This window comes from Pseudomonas kulmbachensis, from assembly GCF_963681935.1.
In the GTDB taxonomy this organism is placed as follows: Bacteria; Pseudomonadota; Gammaproteobacteria; order Pseudomonadales; family Pseudomonadaceae; genus Aquipseudomonas; species Aquipseudomonas kulmbachensis.
In genome coordinates this window covers 3343859-3364768 of sequence record NZ_OY817088.1, presented here as the reverse complement: position 1 = coordinate 3364768, position 20910 = coordinate 3343859, and the positions used below count along the sequence as shown (strand labels likewise).

General features: G+C 53.3%; 23 protein-coding genes, 1 tRNA gene and 6 pseudogenes. 17 read left to right on the top strand and 13 right to left on the bottom strand.

Features of this window, described 5'->3' with window-relative positions; genetic code table 11:
* The first annotated feature begins 60 nt into the window (after positions 1–60).
* The 5 genes from pheS (at position 61) to U5A05_RS15455 (ending at position 4281) form a co-directional block, all read left to right on the top strand.
* Positions 61–1077: a phenylalanine--tRNA ligase subunit alpha gene (gene pheS, locus U5A05_RS15475; protein WP_048383162.1), complete on the top strand. Its 1017-nt coding sequence runs from the start codon at positions 61–63 to the stop codon at positions 1075–1077.
* A gap of 26 nt (positions 1078–1103) precedes the next feature.
* Entirely contained in the window at positions 1104–3482 is a 2379-nt protein-coding gene (pheT, locus tag U5A05_RS15470; RefSeq protein ID WP_321833774.1) for a phenylalanine--tRNA ligase subunit beta, read from the top strand.
* Between the two features lie 3 nt (positions 3483–3485).
* Positions 3486–3788, top strand: coding sequence for an integration host factor subunit alpha (gene ihfA, locus U5A05_RS15465; RefSeq protein WP_002553164.1), 303 nt, complete (start codon positions 3486–3488; stop codon positions 3786–3788).
* Positions 3769–4125, top strand: a complete 357-nt coding sequence (locus tag U5A05_RS15460) for a MerR family transcriptional regulator (RefSeq protein ID WP_095001969.1) — start codon at positions 3769–3771, stop codon at positions 4123–4125. The genes ihfA and U5A05_RS15460 overlap by 20 nt, the downstream gene beginning before the upstream one ends.
* 79 nt (positions 4126–4204) lie before the next feature.
* Positions 4205–4281, top strand: a tRNA-Pro gene (locus U5A05_RS15455).
* An 87-nt stretch (positions 4282–4368) separates the two neighbouring features.
* Here the strand turns inward: U5A05_RS15455 and U5A05_RS15450 are convergent.
* Positions 4369–4830: pseudogene (locus U5A05_RS15450) on the bottom strand (site-specific integrase); the annotation flags it as partial.
* Here U5A05_RS15450 and U5A05_RS15445 point away from each other — a divergent pair.
* From U5A05_RS15445 to U5A05_RS15430, 4 genes and pseudogenes are all read left to right on the top strand, one after another.
* Positions 4831–5571, top strand: a pseudogene (locus U5A05_RS15445) (phage late control D family protein); the annotation flags it as partial.
* Between the two features lie 56 nt (positions 5572–5627).
* A pseudogene (locus U5A05_RS15440) lies at positions 5628–6161 on the top strand (glycoside hydrolase family 19 protein).
* Positions 6158–6646, top strand: coding sequence for a lysis system spanin subunit (locus tag U5A05_RS15435; protein ID WP_321833772.1), 489 nt, complete (start codon positions 6158–6160; stop codon positions 6644–6646). The pseudogene U5A05_RS15440 and the gene U5A05_RS15435 overlap by 4 nt, the downstream one beginning before the upstream one ends.
* Before the next feature lie 348 nt (positions 6647–6994).
* Complete coding sequence (locus U5A05_RS15430) at positions 6995–7456, top strand: DUF4234 domain-containing protein (protein WP_321833770.1); 462 nt, start codon at positions 6995–6997, stop codon at positions 7454–7456.
* A gap of 305 nt (positions 7457–7761) precedes the next feature.
* Here the strand turns inward: U5A05_RS15430 and U5A05_RS15425 are convergent, their stop codons facing one another.
* The 3 genes from U5A05_RS15425 to U5A05_RS15415 form a co-directional block, all read right to left on the bottom strand.
* Positions 7762–8091, bottom strand: a complete 330-nt coding sequence (locus tag U5A05_RS15425) for a hypothetical protein (protein WP_321833769.1) — start codon at positions 8089–8091, stop codon at positions 7762–7764.
* Positions 8092–8152: 61 nt separating this feature from the next.
* The gene (locus tag U5A05_RS15420) at positions 8153–8683 is read right to left on the bottom strand and encodes a DUF5384 family protein (RefSeq protein ID WP_133077999.1); all 531 of its coding nucleotides are present in this window, start codon (positions 8681–8683) and stop codon (positions 8153–8155) included.
* 10 nt (positions 8684–8693) lie between these two features.
* Entirely contained in the window at positions 8694–9266 is a 573-nt protein-coding gene (locus tag U5A05_RS15415) for a hypothetical protein (protein WP_321833768.1), read from the bottom strand.
* Positions 9267–9543: 277 nt separating this feature from the next.
* On the opposite strand from U5A05_RS15415, the gene U5A05_RS15410 reads away from it, so the two are divergent.
* Together U5A05_RS15410 and U5A05_RS15405 are read left to right on the top strand one after the other, a co-directional pair.
* Positions 9544–9702 carry a hypothetical protein gene (locus U5A05_RS15410; protein WP_321833767.1) on the top strand — a complete coding sequence of 53 codons (159 nt, stop codon included), beginning with the start codon at positions 9544–9546 and terminating at the stop codon, positions 9700–9702.
* Between the two features lie 154 nt (positions 9703–9856).
* On the top strand, positions 9857–10117 hold the full coding sequence (locus U5A05_RS15405) for a hypothetical protein (RefSeq protein WP_321833766.1): 261 nt from the start codon (positions 9857–9859) through the stop codon (positions 10115–10117).
* 158 nt (positions 10118–10275) lie between these two features.
* On the opposite strand, the gene U5A05_RS15400 is transcribed toward U5A05_RS15405, so the two are convergent.
* Positions 10276–10911, bottom strand: a complete 636-nt coding sequence (locus U5A05_RS15400) for a hypothetical protein (protein WP_321833765.1) — start codon at positions 10909–10911, stop codon at positions 10276–10278.
* 437 nt (positions 10912–11348) lie between these two features.
* On the opposite strand from U5A05_RS15400, the gene U5A05_RS15395 reads away from it, so the two are divergent.
* Together U5A05_RS15395 and U5A05_RS15390 are read left to right on the top strand one after the other, a co-directional pair.
* The gene (locus U5A05_RS15395; protein ID WP_321833764.1) at positions 11349–11684 is read left to right on the top strand and encodes a hypothetical protein; all 336 of its coding nucleotides are present in this window, start codon (positions 11349–11351) and stop codon (positions 11682–11684) included.
* Positions 11685–11930: 246 nt separating this feature from the next.
* Positions 11931–12557: a class I SAM-dependent methyltransferase gene (locus tag U5A05_RS15390; RefSeq protein WP_321833762.1), complete on the top strand. Its 627-nt coding sequence runs from the start codon at positions 11931–11933 to the stop codon at positions 12555–12557.
* A 169-nt stretch (positions 12558–12726) separates the two neighbouring features.
* Here the strand turns inward: U5A05_RS15390 and U5A05_RS15385 are convergent, their stop codons facing one another.
* On the bottom strand, positions 12727–13338 hold the full coding sequence (locus U5A05_RS15385) for a TetR/AcrR family transcriptional regulator (protein ID WP_321833761.1): 612 nt from the start codon (positions 13336–13338) through the stop codon (positions 12727–12729).
* A gap of 184 nt (positions 13339–13522) precedes the next feature.
* Between U5A05_RS15385 and sdhC the strand changes: the two genes are divergently transcribed.
* Positions 13523–13900, top strand: a complete 378-nt coding sequence (gene sdhC, locus U5A05_RS15380; RefSeq protein WP_321833759.1) for a succinate dehydrogenase, cytochrome b556 subunit — start codon at positions 13523–13525, stop codon at positions 13898–13900.
* A gap of 213 nt (positions 13901–14113) precedes the next feature.
* Here the strand turns inward: sdhC and yecR are convergent, their stop codons facing one another.
* The 3 genes and pseudogenes from yecR to U5A05_RS15365 form a co-directional block, all read right to left on the bottom strand.
* The gene (yecR, locus tag U5A05_RS15375) at positions 14114–14584 is read right to left on the bottom strand and encodes a YecR family lipoprotein (protein WP_321833757.1); all 471 of its coding nucleotides are present in this window, start codon (positions 14582–14584) and stop codon (positions 14114–14116) included.
* Positions 14585–14832: 248 nt separating this feature from the next.
* Positions 14833–14907: pseudogene (locus tag U5A05_RS15370) on the bottom strand (cysteine hydrolase); the annotation flags it as partial.
* Positions 14908–15158: 251 nt separating this feature from the next.
* Positions 15159–15758 (bottom strand): annotated as a pseudogene (locus U5A05_RS15365) (tyrosine-type recombinase/integrase); the annotation flags it as partial.
* Between the two features lie 2 nt (positions 15759–15760).
* Here U5A05_RS15365 and U5A05_RS15360 point away from each other — a divergent pair.
* From U5A05_RS15360 to U5A05_RS15350, 3 genes and pseudogenes are all read left to right on the top strand, one after another.
* Positions 15761–16033 (top strand): annotated as a pseudogene (locus U5A05_RS15360) (glycoside hydrolase family 19 protein); the annotation flags it as partial.
* Positions 16030–16239: a hypothetical protein gene (locus U5A05_RS15355; RefSeq protein WP_321833756.1), complete on the top strand. Its 210-nt coding sequence runs from the start codon at positions 16030–16032 to the stop codon at positions 16237–16239. The pseudogene U5A05_RS15360 and the gene U5A05_RS15355, both read left to right, overlap by 4 nt.
* Before the next feature lie 159 nt (positions 16240–16398).
* On the top strand, positions 16399–16851 hold the full coding sequence (locus U5A05_RS15350) for a hypothetical protein (protein ID WP_321836523.1): 453 nt from the start codon (positions 16399–16401) through the stop codon (positions 16849–16851).
* Between the two features lie 572 nt (positions 16852–17423).
* Here U5A05_RS15350 and U5A05_RS15345 read toward each other — a convergent pair.
* From U5A05_RS15345 to U5A05_RS15330, 4 genes are read right to left on the bottom strand one after another with little or no spacing between them, the layout of a single operon-like run.
* Positions 17424–17984: a PqiC family protein gene (locus U5A05_RS15345; RefSeq protein ID WP_321833755.1), complete on the bottom strand. Its 561-nt coding sequence runs from the start codon at positions 17982–17984 to the stop codon at positions 17424–17426.
* Between the two features lie 17 nt (positions 17985–18001).
* Entirely contained in the window at positions 18002–19657 is a 1656-nt protein-coding gene (locus U5A05_RS15340; RefSeq protein ID WP_321833754.1) for a PqiB family protein, read from the bottom strand.
* Positions 19638–20282 (bottom strand): paraquat-inducible protein A, encoded by a 645-nt coding sequence (locus U5A05_RS15335; RefSeq protein ID WP_261738738.1) that lies wholly within the window; start codon positions 20280–20282, stop codon positions 19638–19640. Before U5A05_RS15335 ends, U5A05_RS15340 begins: the two co-directional genes overlap by 20 nt.
* Positions 20279–20875, bottom strand: coding sequence for a paraquat-inducible protein A (locus U5A05_RS15330; RefSeq protein ID WP_261738737.1), 597 nt, complete (start codon positions 20873–20875; stop codon positions 20279–20281). The genes U5A05_RS15335 and U5A05_RS15330 overlap by 4 nt, the downstream gene beginning before the upstream one ends.
* Positions 20876–20910 lie beyond the last annotated feature (35 nt).

Below are 20910 nucleotides of genomic sequence, written 5' to 3'. Positions count from 1 at the left end.
CGTCTTAAATAGGGGAAGAGCCTTCAAGCTCTTCCCCTATTTTGTATCTGGAGTCTGTACATGGAAAACCTGGATGCGCTGGTCTCTCAAGCACTAGAGGCTGTGCAAAGCGCTGAAGATATCAATGCCCTGGAGCAAATCCGGGTTCAATACCTTGGCAAAAAAGGTGAATTGACTCAGGTGATGAAGACCCTGGGCAATCTGCCGGCCGAAGAGCGTCCGCAGGTCGGTGCTCTGATCAACGTTGCCAAGGAGCGTGTCACAGAGGTTCTCAATGCGCGCAAGGCGTTGTTTGAAGAGGCTGATCTGGCCGCCAAACTGTCCGCCGAGTCCATTGATGTAACCCTGCCTGGCCGTGGCCAGACCTCAGGCGGCCTGCATCCGGTTACCCGGACTCTGGAACGTATCGAGCAGTTCTTCACCCATATAGGCTACGGCATCGCCGAAGGTCCTGAGGTCGAAGACGACTATCACAACTTTGAAGCACTCAACATCCCAGGCCATCACCCGGCCCGGTCGATGCATGACACCTTCTATTTCAATGCAAACATGTTGCTGCGCACCCATACCTCGCCGGTACAGGTCCGCACCATGGAATCGAAACAGCCGCCGATCCGCATCGTCTGCCCAGGCCGTGTGTATCGTAGCGACTCCGATATCACCCACTCGCCGATGTTCCACCAGGTCGAAGGCCTGTTGGTCGATCGCGATATCAATTTCGCCGACCTGAAAGGGACGATCGAAGAATTCCTGCGGGTGTTCTTCGAAAAAGAACTGGCTGTGCGCTTCCGTCCTTCGTACTTCCCGTTCACTGAGCCTTCGGCTGAAGTGGATATGGAATGCGTGATGTGCAGCGGCAAAGGCTGCCGTGTCTGCAAGCAGACAGGCTGGCTGGAAGTCATGGGCTGCGGCATGGTTCATCCGAACGTACTGCGCATGTCCGGGATCGATCCAGAAGAGTTTTCGGGCTTTGCCTTCGGCATGGGCGTTGAGCGTCTGGCCATGCTGCGTTACGGCGTGAACGACTTGCGTCTGTTCTTCGACAACGACTTGCGGTTCCTCGCGCAATTTCGCTAGTCGTAACGAATTCTTAGGAGAGCAGGATGAAATTCAGTGAACAATGGCTGCGTGGTTGGGTTAACCCGCAGGTAGGTCGCGACGAGCTGGTTGCTCGTCTGTCGATGGCCGGTCTTGAGGTCGACAGCGTTACGCCGGCCGCCGGTGTATTCAGTGGCGTGGTCGTGGGCGAGGTGCTGAGCACCGAGCAGCACCCCGATGCCGACAAGCTTCGTGTTTGCCAGGTCAGCAATGGCTCGCAGACTTTTCAGGTAGTTTGTGGTGCGCCTAACGTGCGCCCAGGCCTGAAAATTCCGTTCGCCATGATCGGTGCCGAGCTGCCAGGCGACTTCAAAATCAAGAAAGCCAAGCTGCGTGGCGTCGAATCCAACGGCATGCTGTGCTCGCAAGCAGAGCTGCAAGTGGGCGAAGGTAATGACGGCCTGATGGAGCTGCCGGCCGATGCGCCGGTTGGTGAAGATATCCGTGTTTACCTGAACCTTGAAGATGCCAGCATCGAAGTAGACCTGACCCCGAACCGTGGTGATTGTCTGTCGCTGGCTGGTCTGGCGCGTGAAGTTGGCGCGTTGTACGCGGCACAAGTGACCCGTCCTGTTGTGGCCGTTGTACCGGCAGCGCATGACGAAGTTCGCTCTGTCGAAGTGCTGGCTCCTGCAGCTTGCCCACGCTATTTGGGCCGAGTTATCCGCAATGTCGACCTGTCCCGGCCGACTCCGCTGTGGATGGTTGAGCGTCTGCGTCGCGCCGACGTGCGCAGCATTGATGCGGCTGTAGACATCACCAACTATGTGATGTTGGAGCTGGGCCAGCCGTTGCACGCGTTTGACCTTGCCGAAATCAATGGCGGCATCCGCGTTCGCATGGCCGAAGAGGGCGAGAAGCTGGTATTGCTCGACGGTCAGGAAGTTGCCCTGCGTAGCGATACGCTGGTGATTGCAGACCATACCCGCGCCTTGGCAATTGCAGGGATAATGGGTGGCGAGCACAGCGGCGTAACCGCCAAGACTCGCGATTTATTCCTTGAAAGCGCTTTCTTTGATCAGATTGCTGTCGCTGGTAAAGCCCGTTCCTACGGTCTGCACACCGACGCATCGCACCGCTACGAGCGTGGCGTAGACTGGAAGCTGGCCCGTGAAGCCATGGAGCGCGCCACTGGCCTGCTGCTTGAAATCACTGGCGGCGAAGCCGGCCCGATTATCGAAACCGTAAACGAACAATACCTGCCGTCGATTGCGCCGATCACCTTGCGTGCCGCGCGTATCAGCCAGATGCTGGGTATGGAAATGGACTCGGCCGAAATTGAGCGCCTGCTCAGCGCCCTGGGCCTGACCATTACCGCTGAAGGGGCAGGGCAATGGCGCGTAGAAGTGCCAAGCCATCGTTTCGATATCAGCCTTGAAGTTGATCTGATCGAAGAGTTGGCACGTCTGTACGGTTACAACCGTTTACCGGTTCGTTACCCTCAGGCCCGACTGGCACCGCAAGCCAAGGCTGAAGCACGTAGCGATCTGCCTGAGTTGCGCCGTCTGCTGGTAGCGCGTGGTTATCAGGAAGCGATTACATACAGCTTCATCGACCCGAAACAGTTCGAACTGTTCAGCCCAGGTGTTGAGCCGCTGTTGCTGGCCAATCCGATCTCCAATGATATGGCCGCCATGCGTGCCTCGTTGTGGCCGGGCCTGGTCAAGTCATTGCAACACAACCTGAATCGTCAGCAAGATCGCGTTCGTTTGTTTGAAAGCGGTCTGCGTTTTGTCGGTCAGTTGGAAGGTCTCAAACAAGAGCCGATGCTGGCGGGTGTGGTTTGCGGCAGTCGCCTGCCTGAGGGCTGGGCCCAGGGGCGCGATGTCGTTGACTTCTTCGACGTCAAGGCTGATGTAGAAGCCGTGTTGGGTTTTGCGGGTGCTCTGGATGCATTCACTTTTGTGCCGGGTACTCACCCTGCGCTGCACCCGGGTCAGACCGCACGTATTGAACGTGATGGCCGAGAAGTCGGCTATGTAGGTGCAATCCATCCTGAACTGTCGAAAAATCTGGGTCTCGACCGACCAGTGTTCGTCTTCGAGCTGGTTTTGGCCGAAGTGGCACTAGGTAAAATGCCTAAATTCCATGAGTTATCGCGCTTTCCTGAAGTACGTCGTGACTTGGCGTTGTTGGCCGACCGTGACGTTGCAGCCAGTGCTGTGCTGGATGTAATTCGTGAAAATGCAGGCGAGTGGCTCACGGACCTAAGGTTATTTGACGTTTACCAGGGTAAAGGTATTGATCCGCATAGAAAAAGCCTTGCAGTCGGCTTGACCTGGCAGCATCCATCGCGCACTCTTAATGACGATGAGGTGAATACCACTACGCAAAATATCCTCACCTCGCTCGAAACAAGGTTGAACGCCACGTTAAGGAAGTGACGTATGGGGGCTCTGACGAAAGCTGAAATGGCGGAACGTCTTTATGAAGAGTTGGGCCTGAATAAACGCGAAGCCAAAGAATTGGTGGAATTGTTTTTCGAAGAAATCAGGCACGCTCTTGAAGACAACGAGCAAGTCAAATTGTCAGGTTTTGGCAATTTTGATCTGCGTGACAAGCGACAGCGGCCTGGCCGCAATCCGAAAACGGGAGAAGAAATCCCGATCACGGCTCGCCGTGTAGTCACTTTTCGTCCAGGGCAGAAGTTGAAGGCCCGAGTAGAGGCTTATGCTGGAACCAAGTCATAACGACGAGCTCCCGCCGATCCCAGGCAAACGCTACTTCGCCATTGGCGAAGTCAGCGAGCTGTGTGGGGTAAAACCACACGTGCTGCGCTATTGGGAGCAAGAGTTTCCTCAACTCAACCCCGTGAAGCGTCGCGGAAATCGCCGGTATTATCAGCGCCAGGATGTGCTGATGATCCGGCAAATTCGTGCGCTGCTCTATGATCAAGGGTTCACCATTGGCGGCGCGCGCTTGCGGCTTTCCGGTGATGAAGCCAAAGATGACACCACGCAGTACAAACAATTGATCCGCCAAACAATCTCCGAATTGGAAGATGTTTTGCTGGTTCTCAAGAAATAACAAAGGCTTTCAAAATACTTTCGTATTTCAAAAGCTTAAGGTATATTTCTCGACGTTCTATCAAGTTGTAACGCCTAGTCGGGGCGTAGCGCAGTCCGGTAGCGCACTAGCATGGGGTGCTAGGGGTCGAGTGTTCGAATCACTCCGTCCCGACCATATTCTGTTAGGGAATCAAGGGTTTAGGCCTTTGATTCCCTTTCTCGTTTCTGCCTTGCGCAAAACTGGCGCAAAATGGGCGCAAAACTAACCGGTAAATTCGCTGATATTCAGGTCTGGAATCGCATCCGACCAGATTACATCGGCGTGGTCTTTCTGGTAGTTCTTGGTAATGCTCTCGCTGGCATGGCCCGCAATGGTCTGGCCATCTTTACCGGCTCTTTTGTACAGGTGCAGCGACAGCGCGCGCACTTAGTGAAAGCCCGGCATTTCCTCTTCTTTCCATTCCGCATAACAGCCAGCAAGTTTCCGCGCCTCTTTAAAAGAGCGCGTTAGAAAGCGATCCTCAACCTTCGTCCAGTGCTCTTTGGTCTGCGCCTGCTTCTGCAGCAATCGTTGCGGCTTGCGATGAATCAAGAAGGGTGAGGCGACGCTATCTCGGCAACGGGTTATTACGGCCTGCAACTCATCAGTTACCTTAAAGCGAATCCACGCCGTATCACTGGCCTTGGCTGTCTTCTTTTGTACCAGGTACAGGAAACCATCCCTATGCGCGGCAGCGGCAAGACCACTCGGAGCGGCAGTTGGGAGGGCGAAACCCTGGCCATCATCGTCAGTGCCGTGGCGCGGCGTAACGGCTGGGAGCCGGCCTGTACGGTGGCCACGATCGTGCCCCGGGCTGACCAGTTGGGTGAGTCGGACTTTAACTTTATTACCCGCTTGGCCCGTCAGTACGACTGCACGGCCAAGATCTCGGATGGCAAGCTGATCGTCATGCCGCGTCAGGGCGGTGTCACGGCCAGCGGCAAGACGCTGGGCGTCGTGACCATCAATAAGACAGACGTCAGCCGTTACAGCTTTCGGCTGGGTGATCGCTCGACCCACAAGGCCGTCAGCACCAAGTACCAGGACAAAGCCACCGGCAAACTGGCGGTGGTGAATCTGAACAACGACGACGCCCCGGATGGCCTGCCGCCGGTGCATACCGATCGGCATATCCAGCCGAACAAGACCGCCGCCGAACAGGTCGCCAAGGCGCGCTTGGCGGCGTTCAACCGTTCGACTGCAGGTATGCGATTGGAAATGCCCGGGCGCTCTGATCTGTTCGCAGAGCGGATGATCAACGCACAGGGATTCAAGGACGGGCTTGATGGCGAGTATCTGGTGGACTCCCGGGAGCAGGTCTTCACCCAGTCTGGCTGGTCGACGACTATCGAGTGCAACGCCGGCAAGAAGCGCAAGGTCAAAGGCAAGAAGCCTGAGAGGGCCCTGAAAATCGTTCATCTCTAACCCGAAAATCCCCACTCCCAGCCCGCCTTGAGCGGGCTTTTTCGTAAGGGCAACTTATGTCGATTACCTCGCAACAACTCCTGCAGATCCTCCCCAACGCCGGCCCAGTTGCCGGCGTTTTTGTGCCGGTACTCAACGCTGCGATGGGGCATTACCAGATCATTGGGACGAAGCGCGTAGCCGCGTTTATCGCCCAGATTGGGCACGAGTCCGGCCAGCTCAAATACGTCAAATAAATCTGGGGCCCTACGGCTGCCCAAGCCCGATACTAAGGCCGCAAAGACCTAGGTAACACCGTGGCCGGCGACGGCTCCAAGTATCGTGGCCGTGGCCTGATCCAGATCACCGGCCGGGCCAACTACATCGCGTGCGGCGAAGGGCTGGGCCTTGACCTGATCAAGCAGTCCGAGCTGCTGGAGAAGCCACAACATGCTTGCATGTCAGCGGCATGGTTCTGGGCTACCAAGGGGCTGATCACCCTGACCGACGCGGGCCAGTTCGACAAGATCACCCGGCGCATCAATGGTGGCCAGAACGGCGCAGCCGATCGGCAGGCGCTGTACGCCCGGGCGCTCAAGGTGTTGGCGTGAAGATCGATGCGGTGAAGTGGGGCGGGGTGCTGCTGATCATCCTGGCCCTGATGGCGGGCAGCGCGTGGGCCGCATGGGAGTGGCAGGCCAACGCCTACGGTCAGCAGTTGGCCACCAAGGAAGCTGCCCACCAAACCGAACGCACCAATCTGGCCAACGGTAACTCCGCGCAAATTCTGGCAGAGCAGGGCAAGCGCCTCGCCCTGGAGCAGTGGCTGGCCGCCAGCGACCAATCCCATTACCGAGCGCTTAGCGATGAGAAAACCAAACAAGCACGCCTGCGTGATCGCCTTGCTACTGCTGACCTGCGGCTGTCAGTCCAGCTCGACGCCGCCGCAACTGGTTGTGACGCAGTGCAACCCACCACCAGCGCCGGCGGCGTGGTTCATGGCACCCATAGAGCCCAACTTGACCCAGCGCATGCTCAACGAATTATCGGAATTACCGGTGACGGCGATCAAGGACTGATCGCGCTGCAGGCCTGACAAACCTACGCCAAAGAAGTCTCAGGCGCGAAATGAAAGGAGCGGCCGAAGCTAGTTAGGTAAGTACAGGCACCGTTGTCGGATCAAAAAACGTGCGCCTCCAGCAGCGGCACAAGGTTCAAAGCTTGCGTACGATTGCTTCGCGCCTGCACCTTATTTGATATCATCGTGCTATCATTCCCTGGTACATGGAAGATGGTCAGCATTGATTCAGAGCCCTGTTTCTAATCAATCACCACAGGCTAGAGACAGCGCAGGGAATGTGTGAATCACCCCATTCTGCATAAAAGTGCCTCCACTTTAACCCCTCCATGTACGACACCCCTCTATCGTGAACATGGAATCGCTATGCCTGACATCAATGAGCTAAAAGACAAGATAAATACCAAAACCTTGAGCATGGTATTGCTGTCAGCTGCAACCCTCGGACTGTACCTGTTGCTGTGGCTAGTCAGAACCAATCAGATAATCAGCGAAACAACCAAGATCAAACTGGTCGATAACACCTACATTATCTGGCTGGCCGTCTGCCTTGGCTGGAGCGGCGCTTTATCTAATGTAGGTGAGGCTCTGTTCGATGCGTTGTCCGGAATTCTGATTATTGCGGCAAACGCCCTGTACATCGTCTGGGCGTTTAAAGCCAAAAATGCCTTGTCGGAATACGCCCTAAGCGAGCATAAAATCGATCTGCGCATGAATGCGTTCTACACTTTCTTTCTGAACGTTTTCTACATCAATTACTGCATCAACGACCTGCCAGAAGAGCAACGCAAGCAACAGATCCTACGTGGTCAAACCTCTCAGGTCTGATGTAATCGACAGGCTGGCAGTTTTAATACGATTGCCGGCTGTTCGCTTGGCAATCGTTAACTAGGAATCTTAGGATCGTATTGTCAATCGCTGAACGCCTCTGAGTCTCTACCGTCTTTCCCGGTACGGATAATCGCTCAACCGGTCGAGTCAGAAAACCTTCCAATAAAGCCAGCAGAGCAGCCCTCTTATCTGGCGGCTAGGTCTGTCCCAATAAAGTCGAGGCCCAGCGGGCCAATTTGGCGGTGCTGGAAATGTGAGGGGGAAAGACTCAGAGTTCAGTGTGGCTTGATCAAATATGGATGTTAGAGCCCATTTGGAAGGAATTTGGTTGCCCCGCTGACATCATCGATTTTCTTGATACGATAGGCTTTCACGCAAGTTTCGTTGCGAGTATTGGTATCAGGGCAATATTGTTTGATGAAGTCAGCCAGTGTCATTTCTTGGCCATTAACGGTAAGAATACGTTTGTAATACTCACCGTTTATTCCTTGGGACTGACGGCTGGTCGTCATTTCTTGATCTATTACTAGGCTACCGTGTAAGTCGACAGTCGATAACTGTGTGTTTGGATCTTCTTTGGAGCAAGAGCTGATGAGGAGACCTACGGCGACTAGCGTAAATAAACGCAGCATGATGGATTTATCTCTGATAGCAGGTGTCCCGGACCTTGGTCCGGGGCGGTAGTTAGGAAGATTACTTGCCAAATAAGCGGCTGGAGCGATTGACCTCAGCTTTTCCGGCATCTTCCAGTAGAGACTTGGCGCCGGAAGTCATATTGCGTGCAGAGTCAGCTTCAGCTTGGATCACATCGGTACGTGCCGCGTCATTACGTAGTTCTGCATCGATGTAATCGTTTGTTCGTGCAGCACGAGCTCGCTTGGCTTGTATTGCTAGGCGGCGTTCTTCTAGATCCAGTGCTCGTTGCTCGTCTTCGAAGCTTTCTTCCCGAGTTTGAACGCGCTTATGCTCGATCTCTTGTGTCTTGCGCAGTTCAGAGGCCTTTTGTTGCGCTGCTTGTTGCGCTACTGCACGTTGCCGACGCTCCGCAGCACTGCGCGCTTCGGCCCGGGCCCGTTCGGCTGTGGCTTGGCGACTACGTTCCGCTTCAGAGGCCGCTTCAGCCTGTTTGGTTTGCTGTTCGATTTGGTGCAGGTTATCGAATTGGTTAGCCAATGCAGGCATGGTTAGCAGTGCTAGGACGGAGCCCAGAGCAATATATTTCATATCTGGCCCCTTAGCTTTTCTTCGGTTCTGGACAGGTCGCATTCGGCTGGATACGTGTTTCGTTGGAGAGCGTCATTACCATCAGAGATATTTCGCCAACTTTAAACTCACAAGGGCGACCGACCTGAGCAGAAGTGAAAATCTTACCGTTTTCGGAATAACCAATCAGTACGCCTGGCACTAAGGTGGTGCTATTGACCATCGATCCAGCCATGGCACCTGCAGCGCCACCGGCGACACCGCCAACTAGGGCCGTGTCAGTGTTTTTTGTATTGCCCAGCGCAGCACCACCGATAAGCCCCAGCACCCCTCCAGCCATCATGGCTGCATTCTTATTTTTCTCATTGCTGACTTTGATTTTACTCGGCGAAATAGTAATGATTTTTACGGTTTTAGCTTCCTGTTGAGTGTTTACCTGAGTGGCGTCAAATACATCTGCTTGATACTCCTCACCGGTTGATTGGCAGCCAGCGATAGCGGCAAAAGTAGAAAGCACCAAGCAGCGTTTTAACATCATCATTTCTAATATCTCTATGAGCGTAAGAAATCCCGAATGGGACAATCCATTGTTATTTGAAGTCAATGTGCCATCATTCTAATCAAACTCAGGAGGGTAAGGCTAAGGAAATTTGTGGTGCCTCCGTCTTAGGTGTTTGGTAGTGGCTTTCCGTACACGCTGATTGATAGGCATTAGCAGTGCGAATAACGCCGCTTATGTCAAAAAAGCCTCGCACTCAAGCCGAGCGTGGGGGCATTTTTTGTACCCGAGGAAACCAGCCCCCGCAGTACTGGTCTACCACACTAACGGCTACTAGTTTTACACACTGTGGGCCACTGACTCGGCACAGGAAAATCCCATCATGCCGTTACCCATCACGCTGTCTCATGAGCGCAGCTTGCGTGACCTACGCACACTGTCCCCCTCTACCGCTGAACTGGCAGAACGCATTGCCCTGGACTTAAAGCCCGAGTTGTTAAGCATTACACCCGAGACCTTGAGGCCCAGTTGCTGGATCTAATGCAGGAAGTGGCTCAACAACATATCCGCTGTGTGACACGGCTATGGGGCTGGTTAACAGCTGTGGCCAGCGATGGGGGGATACCCGCTAAACATGTGCCCTTTTTTGCGTATGACGCGGCTGCACTGGGCGGCCCATACGGAGTATTGCCCGAATGAGCTGCCATTACGGTAATGAACACGATCCGTTTGCCGCGATAAAAATGCCACACGAGGTTCTAGAAATCTTGAGCCGCCGCCTGACTGCCATTGAGCGTAGCGCCAATACCCTGCAGCTGCGTCTGGCCAGCGAACAGGCGCAAGGCTTCGTCGAAGCGCTGGAGGTGCTCAAAGTGCTTAAGCCGGGTGAGATTGAAAGCTTGTACATGATCTTGGATGATGCTGCCCAGGCACGGGTAGCAGCGTTGCTGCTGTGATTGGGGGCGGGACTCACGCAGGCGCCATGCAACATCGGGTGAGATGGCACGATTCATCCATTCAGTTCGGTGCTGATATCGAATTGCTTTACTGTCCTCGGAGTAAGTTCGTGATTGTCTGTTTTCGCCCAATAGCTGACTTTAGTCTCAGGCTTATTTCAATCGATCGCCTTGCTAATTACCGCGCCAATCAGTGCGAACGGCGCCAGCACAACCACGAACACTGTGACCAAGGCTCCCGTATAAGCCTCGTCGATTTTCTTTCCCAACTCTGATGTCGAGGAGGCAGGCTTCTCACGCTTGGAAACACTCAGGGTATAACGATAGTGCCCGGCCTGGTCACCATGGCGAACGAGGCATGGTTGTTGACTAACGCTGACATAGCGTCCTCTCGCTTTGTCATCTTCTCTTACCAACTGGTCGATTGTACTGTTATAGCTGTCGATGTCTTGTTGCAGGTTCTTCATCTGCGCCTTGAGGTGGGATTCACATTCGTCCTCGCTGGCGAATACGTGGCTATCCTTGTTGATCACGCCGGGGCGATTTAGGCTATCCAGATAAACGTTGATTTCTCCGCCATACCCATCATCGCGTTGGAATACCCTGGCTCCCTGGAATGTCTCGTAGCCAGTTTTGGTGAGCGTGTTGAGTTCTTCGCTGGAGAGCGGCTTATGCAAGGTATATCCATAGACGAGCGGTCCGCTGATTTGCGCCTTGTTCGAAGGTGTGGAGCACGCAGTTAATGATGAAGCAATAATCGTAAGGCTCAATGCGACACAGAGCGTCCTGTTCATGAGTTCATCCTTTGAGTGTTTGTATTACCAATAATCAGCGGCAGAGTACTGGAGATCCGTGCGATCAAGGCAGCGCGCGATTTGTGGGTCAGGGCACTGCTTGCCAACGACAGCGGGCTGCACCTAGGGTAACGGCTGTCTGAGGCAACTTACAAAGAGAAGGATTAAAGGCAAAAACGTATTATTGCAGAATTAATTTCTTCGAGAACTCCGATTGCCCGCCAGATTTTTACCTGTTCCCTGAAGTACCCCATTTTGAATGGACGCTACTAGGCGCGGCAATGGATCGTTAGCTCGTATTGTGCTTTGGGTTTTTTCGATAGATGAACGTTAGCGATAACAAAGGGGTGGGTCATAGGTGTCGAAAGTTCGCTCCCTTCGGGTAAAGTGTCGCCGCCCGATAATTGGATTCGGGCTCTATTCCATGGAATAACACCGTGAAGATCTTTAGTAAAATCCTCGCTTCTGCTGTATGTGGTTTGGTCCTTGCGGGTTGCACCGGCACCGCTATGAAGACTCATCAATACGACAGCAACCAGTACACCGTCGTTGGCCACAGTGAGGCAAGCGCTACGGGCCTGATGCTTTTCGGTCTAATACCGATTGGTCAGAACAACCGTTTTGTTCGGGCGCAAACCTCTGCAATCCAGAGCAAAGGTGGCGATGCGCTGATCAATACTCAAGTGCAGGAAAAGTGGTTCTGGGCTTGGATCCTAAACGGCTACACCACCACCGTCTCCGGCGATGTGATCAAACTGAAAACTGCTGAATAAGCAACTCTAGATTTAAGAAAGCCCGGTTCGCTGGGCTTTTCTGTTTCTGTTTCTGTTTCTGTTTCTGTTTCTGGAGATTGGAAATGTGGTATTGGACAGTGGTGATCTAACAGCTGGATTTAGCCGAAAGCAGCTCTTCTCGACAAGCTGATATCGGCCATAAGCTGCCTTTCACCTGTCCACAGAAAAACGCTTAACGTATCCTGCTGCAAGAAAACAATGAAAAGGAGTTCGAATGAAAACTGATTGGCAACAATTTCAAGAAATGATGATGTTTTATCCGTGACTAGCTGGGACGCTTTTTATGATGAGGCCGAGCGTCGAGGCCCATCCCTTCTGTTAGCCCGAGCGATAAACCTTGCTGGTAATTTGTCAGTTGCTCGCCAGGCAGTAGATTTGGGGTGCGGTGCAGGAAAGGAAGCACAGCAGCTTATGCAGTCGGGCTGGGACGTCTTAGCTGTCGATAATGAGCCAGAGGCAATTACTCGTACGATAGCAAACTGCTCAGGGGGGAATGCAGGAATGCTGACTACCTGCCTCTCGGATTTTGAATGTTTGCCTGCACTACCTAGATCAAACCTGATCCATGCCGGATTGGCCTTGCCTTTTTGTCGGCCGAAAAGTTTTAAGCAACTCTGGGATCAGGTTCTGCATGCGCTGGAACCAGGGGGAGTTTTTGTCGGGCATTTTTTTGGTCCCCAGCATGGCTGGTCGACGTTTACTCACTTGACCTTCCACTCCGAGCTAGACATCCGTCGGATGTGCGAGGAGCTGGAAGTAAATCTTCTTCGCGAGACGCAAATAATGACTCAAACGCCCTCAGGCCCACTCAACTGGCACCGTTTTGATCTGATCACTCAAAAGCGTTATTAAATAGCAAGTGTTAGCTACGACGGGTAGAAAGCTGACGTTTACGAGTGACTGCTATCGACCCATAGCGGACCTTGGAGATAGATTGAAACCGGCCCTATGCTGTATTTCGCCTGCTTCTGTTAACGTCGGAATGGGCTATCGTTGGCCAAGCAGAGCTGCTAGAGGGGGATCACTGCGTTGGGCTGTACGCGGCTAAAAATGCATCTGTCGCTCTGGTAGCCGTTTCTTTACAGAAGGCCTGGTCGAAACCCTGCATGGTGGAAAACAGGAATAGGTCAATCCATTCGGACTCCAGCAGTGCGCGCAAGTGTAAAGCTGCGACCCGTGAATCAGATTGGCGAAGTTTCCCTGTGTCCATGTAATGCTTGAGTAAAAGCGATGTCGCCTCTAAAAATTGTGCTGGTCCGGCTTCATAGCAAGCTTTGCCCAATCCTGCTTTGCGGCCAGCTGCGGACAAAAGTAACCGGCGGACAGCCATAACCTCTTCTGAGTAAAGCAAAGAAATAATTTGTTCCCCCAAGATCTGAAGAGCGTCACGAATTGGCAGTGACAGGTTCTCAATGGCATTAAACGTTTCGCGCATTTGCGACCCTGCCGCCGTCATCAGCACTTCGTAAAACAGGACCTCTTTGGATTCAAAATACGCATAGAGTGTTGCTTTAGAGCAGCCGAGACTCATTGCAATTTGAGCCATGGAAGCGCCCTCAAATCCTTGGTCATGAAAAACCTGCCCGGCGGCCATTAAGATCGCTGATCGGCGTGCCTCGGATTTCGTTCGCATAAGCGGTCTCGTTCAAAAGTTTGCCTATCCTAGTCCATCGGTCGTCAGCTTCGTACCAAAAGCTAAACTAGACCGTGCGGTTTAGTTTAGAATCCAACGCTGGCATGCCTAAGCCCTTGCCAACCGACCGCGCTGTCAGCTGACAGTGTTTGGCCTGACGTGAAATTACAGATTTGGAGTGAAGATGAACAAGAAGCGGCCAGTCAATCTCGACTTGGGTTCAATGAAATACCCTGTCACGGCACTCACCTCGATCCTGCATCGTCTGTCCGGGATCCTGCTTTTCTTGTGCCTGTTCGTGATGCTTTACGCATTGGGCAAGTCATTGAGCTCAGAAGAAGGTTTCAACGAGATCAAAGGCATGCTGTTATCGCCGCTTGGCAAGCTGATCGCGTGGGTGCTGTATTCAGCTTTGATCTATCATTTGGTGGCGGGCGTCCGGCACCTGATCATGGATATGGGGGTGGGAGAGACACTGCAAGGCGGAAAGCGCGGTTCTGTTATCGTAATTATTGTGTCGACCTTGCTCATTGCTGCCTGCGCCATTTGGCTCTGGATGTAATCAGCGTCGATGGCGCTCAGAGATATACGTTCGCCAAAGAATGCCCCTACATTTTGATTAAGTGTGGTGGCTTTTTACTTAGTACTTACAACAGGCGAATCGCTCAAGACAAGGACTCCGTCGAGCGACTGCTTTTGGCCGGTAGCAGCCCTTCATGATAGGCAGTAATTGGCCAAGAACAGTCACTCAGCGTCTACAAAAAATAGGGGCGGTTCATTCGGCCATAATAGCTTGGTATTGTTTTTGATACTCTGTGTATGGAAGGTTCTTACCCATCAACGCTTTTAGACGAGATTCTTTGTACTGAGCAGGAGTCAACATTCCTATAGGAGTCGTAGCGAGCTCAGAGGTTGTTGTCTGGTTTGCTGGAGTGATGTTTCCAATACATTGATACTTGATAATCATCTGGCCAGCAGTACAGTTCCCCCAGCCATCACGAACCTGACAATTTTGGGTTTGTCCACCGAAGGGTTCGGCTCGCTCATATCCCCATACCGCACATTTCTTGTTTGCGATGGATTCAGCCTGGGCGGGATCAACGATTGGCGTTTCAAAAGGTTTGAAATCGTAAGCCATGTCAATTGAGCCATCTGCACGGCTACCGCCCGTAGCGTAAAAGTCTTTACGGCTGGAGCAGCCGGTTATGACAACGCTCATCAGAAACAGAAGAAGTAAATTTTTCATTGAGTGAAGATCTTCATTGAGAAAAAAACGTAATAATGGCTATGCGCCATGATTCTGTCTACGAAAATGACTTGATGGTGAGAGGGAGGGCTTCAATTTAATCGCGAGCGAATGATCAGTCTTTTTCTGGGGACGCTGAACTTGAAAACCGTAGACTTCAACAGACTCTGGAGTTCGGTATCTTACGTATCGGCCATGTTTATACACTGACAGATCAACCCTGGATCGGACCGATCTGTCGACAGAGGCTAAAACCCCCAGTCCTCAGCGTTGATCACACGACAGAATGGCCCCGCAAGGGTCGCATTGTGATGAGCGATAATCTGCGCAAAACCTAACCTGCAGGCCCCAGTTTACCGTTTGCCTACGCACGAATCGCAGTACATTTTGCCTTCATAAAAAAATTGTATTTTTTCTTTATTTACAACAGCTTACTATATTTTACGAGGGAGCATGGGGTGCTAGGGGTCGAGTGTTCGAATCACTCCGTCCCGACCATATTCTGTTAGGGAATCAAGGGTTTAGGCCTTTGATTCCCTTTCTCGTTTCTGCCTTGCGCAAAATGGGCGCAAAACTAACCGGTAATTTCGCTGATATTCAGGTCTGGAATCGCATCCGACCAGATTACATCGGCGTGGTCTTTCTGGTAGTTCTTGGTCATGGTCTCGCTGGCATGTCCCGCGATGGATTGGCCATCTTTACCGGCTCTTTTGTACAGGTGCAGCGACAGCGCTCGCACTTCGTGAAAGCCCGGCATTTCCTCTTCTTTCCATTCTGCATAACAGCCAGCAAGTTCCCGCGCCTCTTTAAAAGAGCGCGTTAGAAAACGATCCTCGACCTTCGTCCAGTGCTCTTTAGTCTGCGCTTGCTTCTGCAGCAGTCGTTGCGGTTTGCGATGAATCAGGAAAGGGGAGGCGATGTTGTCCTGGCAGCGGGTTATGACGGTCTGCAGTTCGTCAGTCACCTTGAAACGAATCCACGCTGTATCACTGGCCTTGGCTGTCTTCTTTTGTACCAGGTACAGGAACCCATCCCGAACGCCATCAAAGCGCATGTCCAGAATGTCTGAGCGCCGCTGAGCAGTGATCAGTGCCAAGTCGATGGCGTTGCGCAGCCAGGGTGGGGCCACCTCTCTGATTGCCTTCAGGCCTTCCACGGTATGGCGTTTGCGTTGCGTATCGCGGCCGTGGCCTGATCCAGATCACCGGCCGGGCCAACTACATGACCTGCGGTGAAGCGCTGGCACTGGATCTGCTCAAGCAGCCCGAGCTGCTGGAAAAGCCACAACATGCTTGCATGTCAGCGGCATGGTTTTGGGCCACCAAGGGGCTAAACACCCTTGCCGACGCTGGCCAGTTTGACAAGATCACCCAACGTATCAATGGTGGCCAGAATGACGCGACCGATCGGCAGGTGCTGTATGCCCGTGCGCTTAAGGTATTGGCGTGAAGATCGATGCGGTGAAGTGGGGCGGGGTGCTGCTGGTGGGCCTAATCCTTATGGCGGGCAGCGCGTGGGCCGCACGGGCGTGGCAGGCCAACGCCTACAGCCAGCAGCTGGCCGACAAGGAAGCTGCCTACCAAACCGAGCGCATAAATCTGGCCAATGCCAACTCCGCGCAAATCCTGGCAGAGAACGATAACAATCAGCGTTGATGGAGGCAGTCGAGGTGCACATTCAGCCAACGCATTACGAATAAATCCGCTCCTACAACAGCGCGAGTGAATGCCAACAAAGCAGAACAGCTATCTTGGACTAGCTTTATTTGGATCACTGAAGCCTCCGACCACAACTCAACCAGGCCAAAGTTCGTAATGCTCAAAAAAATCGATTTGACGATCACCCATGATTACCTCAATCCATTTGCCTCGCCGGACGCACCCAAACTAAGCCCGGAGCTGGCTGACTACCTGTTGGATAGTGCCTGGTACTACCCCAAACTGTGCCTGCAGATCAGTTGCCCCGAAAATGAGCGAGAACGCCTACAGCAAGCTATCAGCAATACCTTTGCAGAAAAGAGCGAGCAAGTCAGAGGGGATATTCTCATCCTACAGTTGGAAGCGCTGATACTCCTGGGCCTGGCACTGGCGGTGGGGCTGATAGGCAATGCTCTAGGCATTGAAAGCACCATCCCGGTGGCAGTATTTACCGTTACGGTGTGGATGCTGCTCTGGCGCAGCGCAGAGATATTTTTTCTGGATATCCGCAGCGCTTATCGGGAGTTGCGTAGGTACCGGCGTATAGCCAGCGCAAAAAAGCAGTATTGATTGAAAATGTTGAATCGCCGCTGATTTAATAAGTACCCTCGAAGACCAGCTCTTGGCAGATTTCAACCCCTCGTGGCAGACAGAAACGATACCATCAAGCAGTCCACGAAAATGGGAGTAACTACTTATAGCCGGTAGTTGCCTGTTACGAAAGGCAACTACCGGCCAAAAGCGGACATTGTCTAGGACTCTTACTATAGTGTCGAAGGTCAATAAGCTGAATCACCGCTTCGCCAGAAATAAGATTATCACCCCTCAAAATTCAAAGGAATGGTATGAAACAGATACCAATCTGCGCGCTAGTTACGTTCGCTGCCGTAACAGTGCTGGGCGCGGCCCACGTCAATGAATCGACATCGGATCTAGGGACTTCGCTAGTGACAGTAGATATCCACCCCATCTAATCGCCGAGATCGTAAATGCTTCGCATCGGTTGCAAATTGGACCCCGCAACCTATCGAGATTGCCTCCATATCTAGCCGTTGAGCAGAGCAACGGGCAGGTCGATAAACATTGAACCTGACCGCCCGTTTAAATCCATCCGTCAGTCGTTAGCTGCTTTAAAAGATTTTTTACCGCTCGAGGGGGCAGTCGGTAGATGTTCTGCCGGAAGCCTCACTGATTATGGCGGCCAGGCGCTTTACGTTGTTTTGGTGGGCCATTACCAAGTCATCGATGGTAGGTCCAGCTGGCGAACGAAGGGTCGTTCGGCATGTCATCAGCGAATAATCGTTGTCGCCTGTTGTACGCAAGCGCCATTTCACGTCTAGCAAGGCGTACTGGTCAGGTATCGAGTCAAAGCGCTGCACGTCCAGTCGCACCGAAAACTTGCGGCTGGGCGTACTGTTAGTCAATTGACCAACCAGCGCACTGCGCAATTCATCGACTAGACTCGCCGCCCACCATTGGGTTTCCAGAATCGCAAGGCCACTGTTTCCCTGCCGGATAACGATCTGCGGACGATCAACCTGGGGCGGCACGCTAATGCCTACAATTTGGATATCCGCTGCGCCTGACCTTGAGTTGCCGCTCAGATGAGCTGGCATCAGGGTGTGAAATTGAATCGGGTCACTGCGGCAAGCCGCGAGCAGCAGCAACGCTGTTAACAGGCTGATCTTTAGTGGCAAAAACATGAATGTTGCTCCTATGGTCAGTTACGCGGTGGCGCCTTTAAATCCATCGGCGGGGCATTATCGGGACGACCGCGTAGCAGCGATTCCGGATGCCTGCCGAGGTAATCTGAGAGTTCTCGCAAGGAGCGCGACATTCGGCCGAGTTCGTCGAGGGTCTGGGTCAACTGTTCCCGTTGCGGCGAGTCTTCGGCCAAGGTCGAACTGGCCGATTGCAGGGTTTTGCTGACGTCCGCCAAGGTGGTTTGCACACTGGGGAGGGTTTTTGCGTTGAATTGAGTCAACCCCTTACGCAGTTCGACGAGGTTGCTATCGAGGTTCCCGGCGATTCGCTCGATGGGCAACTGATTGATCTTGTTGACCATGCTTTCCAGTTTTTCCTGCAACTGCTCCAAGCTGCCAGGAATGGTTGGGATGGTGGCAGGGCGGGCAGTCGAGTCGAACACGACCTTTTCCGCTTTTGGGTAGAAGTCGAGAGCGATGTACAGCTGGCCGGTCAACAGGTTTCCGCTGCGGGCCTGTGCGCGCAGGCCGTTTTCGATGAAGGTACCTATCAGCTTGATGCCAGCAGCTTCGTCATTGGGGTCGTGCTTTAAGGCCTCAAGCATTTTAAGGTGGGCCTGACCTAGGCGTTGCGGGTAGATCACTATGCCGACATTGACCGGAAAGCTGCGCTTTTTCACGTCGAAATCGAGGTTGACCGATACTACTTTTCCAAATTCAATGCCGAGAAACTCCACTGGCGCATCGACCTTAAGTCCGCGCAAGGACTGATCAAAACGCAAACTCAAGTACTGCGCCTTGCCGCTGGGCGGAGCGAGGGCGGTTTGCTGGTCTTCGAACAGGTCAAAGGCTTTTTCCTCTCCGGCAGGTTGGTCGTTTGGGCTGTATTCCGGAGCACGGAAGGCGATGCCCCCCACCAGCAATGACGACAGCGACTCGGTCTTCACCGCAAACCCGTTTGCGCCCACGTTCACGTCGATCCCGCTGGCATTCCAGAATCGAGTGTTTTCGGTGACGTAGGCATCATTCGGGGCGTGGATAAACACTTCGATATTCACCCCTTTACCATCGGCGTCCAAGGCATAGGCGACCACCTGGCCAACAGGGATTTTGCGGTAATAAACCGGCGAACCGATGTCCACAGATCCCAGGTTCTGGGTGCGCAGGGTGAAGCGTTTGCCCGGCTCGCCATAGGTAATCGGCGGCGGGTTTTCCAGGCCGGTAAACTTTTTCGCCCGGGCGCTCGACTGGCCAATATCCGCACCGATGTAGTCACCGGAGAGCAGGGTATCGATGCCCGAGACGCCGCCAGCTCCGATACGCGGTCGCACGACCCAGAATTGCGAATCTTCGCGGGTAAAACTTTCCGCTTGTTTGACCAGTTTGATGGTGGCGTTGACACTCTTCTGGTCGTCGCTCAATTCCACGTCGGACACTGTTCCGATCACCACGTTGCGGTACTTGACCACGGTTTTGTTAGCCGTCAGACCACTGCCGGTCTTGAAGTTCAGAGTGATGGTCGGTCCTTCCTGCATCAAGCTGTGCACCACCAGCGAGATCCCCACGAGCACCGCAACGATCGGAACGATCCACACCAGCGATACACTGAAGCGTCGGGTTTTGATGGGGGCTTTGCCCGGGAGTTTCGGCCCGTCAGTGGCTTTCAGCGTCATCCATTTGCTCCTTGTTTTGTGGGGTATCCCAGATCAGGCGTGGATCGAAACTCATCGCCGACAGCATGGTGAATATCACCACAAGGCCAAAAAATAGAATGCCCACGCGCGGCTCGATATCGCCCAGCGCTTGGAATTTCACCAATGCTGCCACCAGCGCGACGACAATCACGTCCAGCATCGACCAATAGCCGATCAGCTCGACGAAACGGTAAAGTTTTGATCGTTCCTTGCGCGCCCATTGGCTGTTGCGCTGCACGGTAACCAGCAGCAACGTCAGGGCGACGAACTTGATACCTGGCACGGCGATGCTGGCAATGAAAATAATTAAGGCAATGTCCCAGGCACCGTGCTGCCAGAACTCCAGCACACCGCTCATGATGGTGCTGTCGGCTCCGGAGCCGAGCATGGTGGTATTCATCACCGGCAGCAGATTGGCGGGGATATAAAACACCAGCGACGCCAGCAGGTATGCCCAGGTTCGGGTTAGAGAATTGATTTTTCGGTAGTGCAGCGGAGCGTCACATCGTTCGCATTGATGTGCACGATTGCTCAAGTCACAAGCCAGGCCGCAGGTGTGACACAAGCAGAGGTTGAGTTCGCTGGCTGTCGGTGGCGTATTCATAGGATGCCCCACAGATCACGGATATCGCGCCCGGCAAGACGGATCATCATCAGGCTTAGGACCGCCAGGGCAAACAGGCCGATACCTGGCAGCACATCGAGTAATCCTGCGAGTTTGAACACCGCCACCATCGCCCCCAGCAGACAGACTTCCAGCATGCTCCAGGGACGAAGGGTTTCCAGCCAGCGCATACACGACTTAAACGCCGGCGAACGTCTGTTCGCAAGTGCGAAACTCAAGACCCACATTAATAAAAGCAGCTGAAAAACTGGTGCGATGATGATGGCAATCGCCGCCACCAACGCGATGAACGTGATCGGCCCTACGCTGAGTGCCAGTACCGAATCCCATAACGTGGCGCTGCTTTTCAGGCCTTGCAGGTTGATGCTCATGACCGGATAGAAATTGGCGAAAATCCACAGCACCGCAGCAGTAAAGGTCAACGCTAAACGCTGCTCCACCGACAGACCGTTAAAGCGCTGAAGCACGCCATCGCAACGCGAACAATAGGAAGTTTGATAGTTGACGAGAGTAACCTTGTCATACACACAGTCACAATGCTCACAGATGACTAGGTTGTCATAATTCGCCATGAATATTACTCGTCCAAAAGCCGATGAATACTGAG